The organism is Gammaproteobacteria bacterium (assembly GCA_029881255.1).
GTDB lineage: Bacteria > Pseudomonadota > Gammaproteobacteria > S012-40 > S012-40 > JAOUMY01.
Window position 1 is genome coordinate 1 of the sequence record JAOUMY010000042.1, and the last position, 2,969, is coordinate 2,969.

The window sequence follows — 2,969 nt, forward strand, 5'->3', positions numbered from 1 at the left end:
CGACCTGGCCCTGCAACAGTTTCTACGTACCCAATTGCCCGATTATATGGTGCCCGTCGCCTTTGTCTCCCTCGACGCCATGCCCTTGACCCCCAATGGCAAGCTCGATCACCGACAACTGCCCGCAACCGAGGCCTTAACCTCCGATCATCACTATGTCGCCCCGCGCAATGCCATGGAACAAACGCTGGCAGATATCTGGGCAGAAGTTCTACAAGTGGAGCGTGTAGGAATTCACGACAATTTTTTCACCCTCGGTGGACACTCATTACTTGCGACCCAGGTCGTCGCTAGAGCTCGCCAGACGTTTAACGCCGAACTTCCGATTAGCGCGATTTTCTTACACCCCACAATTTCAACATTAAGTGCGCGAATCAGCGAATCTCGAGAGTATATTGCACCACCAATTACGCCTGTTTCGAGAACGAATGATTTGTCATTATCGTTTGCTCAACAACGTTTGTGGTTCCTCGATCAATTGATTCCTGACAACCCCTTGTTCAACCTGCCATCTGCGGTAAAGGTTCGAGGCGTATTGAACTTAACTGCCCTACGCAAGACGCTCAACACTGTCATCGCGCGTCATGAATCTTTGCGCACGGTATTTCCGAAAGATAGCGGTCAGCCTCTGTTGGCCATTCAGCAGACTCTACACATCGACTTACCGGTAATTGATCTCAGCACGTTAAGCCAAGATGAACGTGAAGCTCATGTTCGTATGCTAGCGGCGGCTGACGCCAGGAAGCCGTTTAATTTAGCGCAAGGACCGTTGTTGCGCATGTCTGTACTTCGTATAAACGAACAACACCATGTGTTGTTGTTGAACATGCATCATATCGTGTCTGACGGTTGGTCAATGGGTGTGATTATTAAAGAGTTGGCCGCTCTGTATGACGCCTTTAGTCAAGGACTCGCCAATCCCTTGTCACCACTCGCGATTCAATACGCTGACTACGCAGCATGGCAACGCCAGTGGCTGCAAGGCGAAGTACTTGAACGACAGTTGGACTATTGGCGCAAGCAACTTAGCGATGCGCCGGAACGTTTAGCACTTCCCGTTGATCATCCCTACCCTGCGGCGCAGTCTTATCGTGGCGCAAATCTAAGTTTCAGTTTGTCGCAGGAGTTAACTACAAAACTCCATCAGCTATGTCGCGAACACGAATGCACGTTGTTCATGACATTGATGACGGCGTATCAAATGTTGTTGTCACATTATTGCGGTCAGCGGGATATTAGCGTCGGTACTACAATCGCAAATCGTCAACATACTGAATTGGAACCGTTGATTGGCTTTTTTATCAATCTGTTGGTTATTCGCACACGTTTTGGAACCAACCCAACATATTTGGAAGCTCTCACCCAAGTGCGCAACAACACCCTGGACGCCTACGCCCATCAGGATTTGCCGTTTGAACAGCTGGTTGATTTATTACAAGTACCGAGAAGCATGAGTCACACGCCACTATTCCAGGTACTTTTTGACTTACAAAACATTCCTGTTTCGACCATAAATACTTCGTCAATACAACTTGAAGGAATTGGTGCATCCAACCAAACGGCTAAATTCAGCTTAGAGCTGCATATGTCAGAAACCCCACTAGGGTTGCGCGGTAGCTGGCAATATGCAAGCGATCTCTTTGATGAAGCGACGATTGAACGATTTTCTAACACCTTCATTCGCTTCCTCGAACAAATCGTTGCATCACCACAGACCAGACTTAGCGAAATTGACATACTCTCGCAATCCGAGCGCCGGCAGCTATTGTTTGATTGGAATAACACGGCAACGTCATATCCGAATGACGCCTGTATCCATCAGCTATTTGAGGTCCACGCAGAGCAAACGCCTCAAGCTACCGCTGTCGTATTAGACGACTACTCACTTAGTTATGCAGAATTAAATAGTCGCGCCAATCAGCTCGCTCACTATCTTCGTGATCAAGGGGTCGTAGCCGATACATTGGTCGGGCTGTGCATGGAGCGGTCTATCGATACGATAGTCGCTATCTTAGGGATACTCAAAGCCGGGGGCGCATACGTGCCATTGGATCCGGAATATCCCCAGGAAAGATTAATTAACACATTGCGCGACGCCAACGTACGCGTCTTGATTACGGCGAGTACTGCGTATTCAAAGCTACCCGATTTGCGCGAACGCGTTCTAAACCAAATCAATTATCGTGAGTTTGTAATCGATACCCAATGGGAACAACTCAGCGCATTTCCTCAAACTAATTTACATACAAAGGTCACACCGCAACATCTTGCATATGTTATTTATACCTCTGGCTCTACCGGTCAACCGAAAGGTGTGACGGTCAGCCACCAGGCGATAGCCAGACTGGTATTTAGCCAATTCGCTGACTTTGACGCAGATCATTCCTTGCTTTGTGCCGCATCAATTGCCTTCGACGCAACCACATTTGAGCTATGGGGAGCTCTGTTGCATGGAGCAACGGCTGTTTTATACCCTGAAAAAATACCTACTGCAGAGGGATTGAAAACCTATTTAAACGCTCACCCGGTGCATGGTGCGTGGTTAACAGCCTCTCTGTTCAATACGCTGGTTGATGTTGATCCTCAAGCCTTGGCCAACATACAACAGTTACTTATTGGTGGCGAAGCACTATCCCCCAATCATGTTAGGCGGGCATACGAAGCGCTTCCGAATCTGGAGCTTATTAACGGCTATGGTCCGACCGAAGTCACAACCTTCAGCTGTACTTACAACATCCCCCGTGGTGGTACAGCTCGTGGCAGTATCCCCATCGGAAAACCTATCGCGAATACCGTAATCTATGTTTTGGATACGTATTTAAATCCTGTCCCCCAAGGGGTGCCCGGGGAGTTATACATCGGGGGCGTGGGGCTGGCGCGGGGTTATCTCCATCAGCCCGGCCTGACCGCCGAGCGCTTCATCCCGCATCCCTTTGGTGCCGACCCCGGTGCGCGCCTCTACCAGACCG

1 protein-coding gene is annotated in these 2,969 nt (G+C 49.3%); it reads left to right on the forward strand.

Annotated features, from left to right (window positions below):
• Window positions 1-2,969: amino acid adenylation domain-containing protein (locus OEZ43_22010; GenBank protein ID MDH5548253.1), on the forward strand; the 2,969-nt coding region annotated here is incomplete at both ends.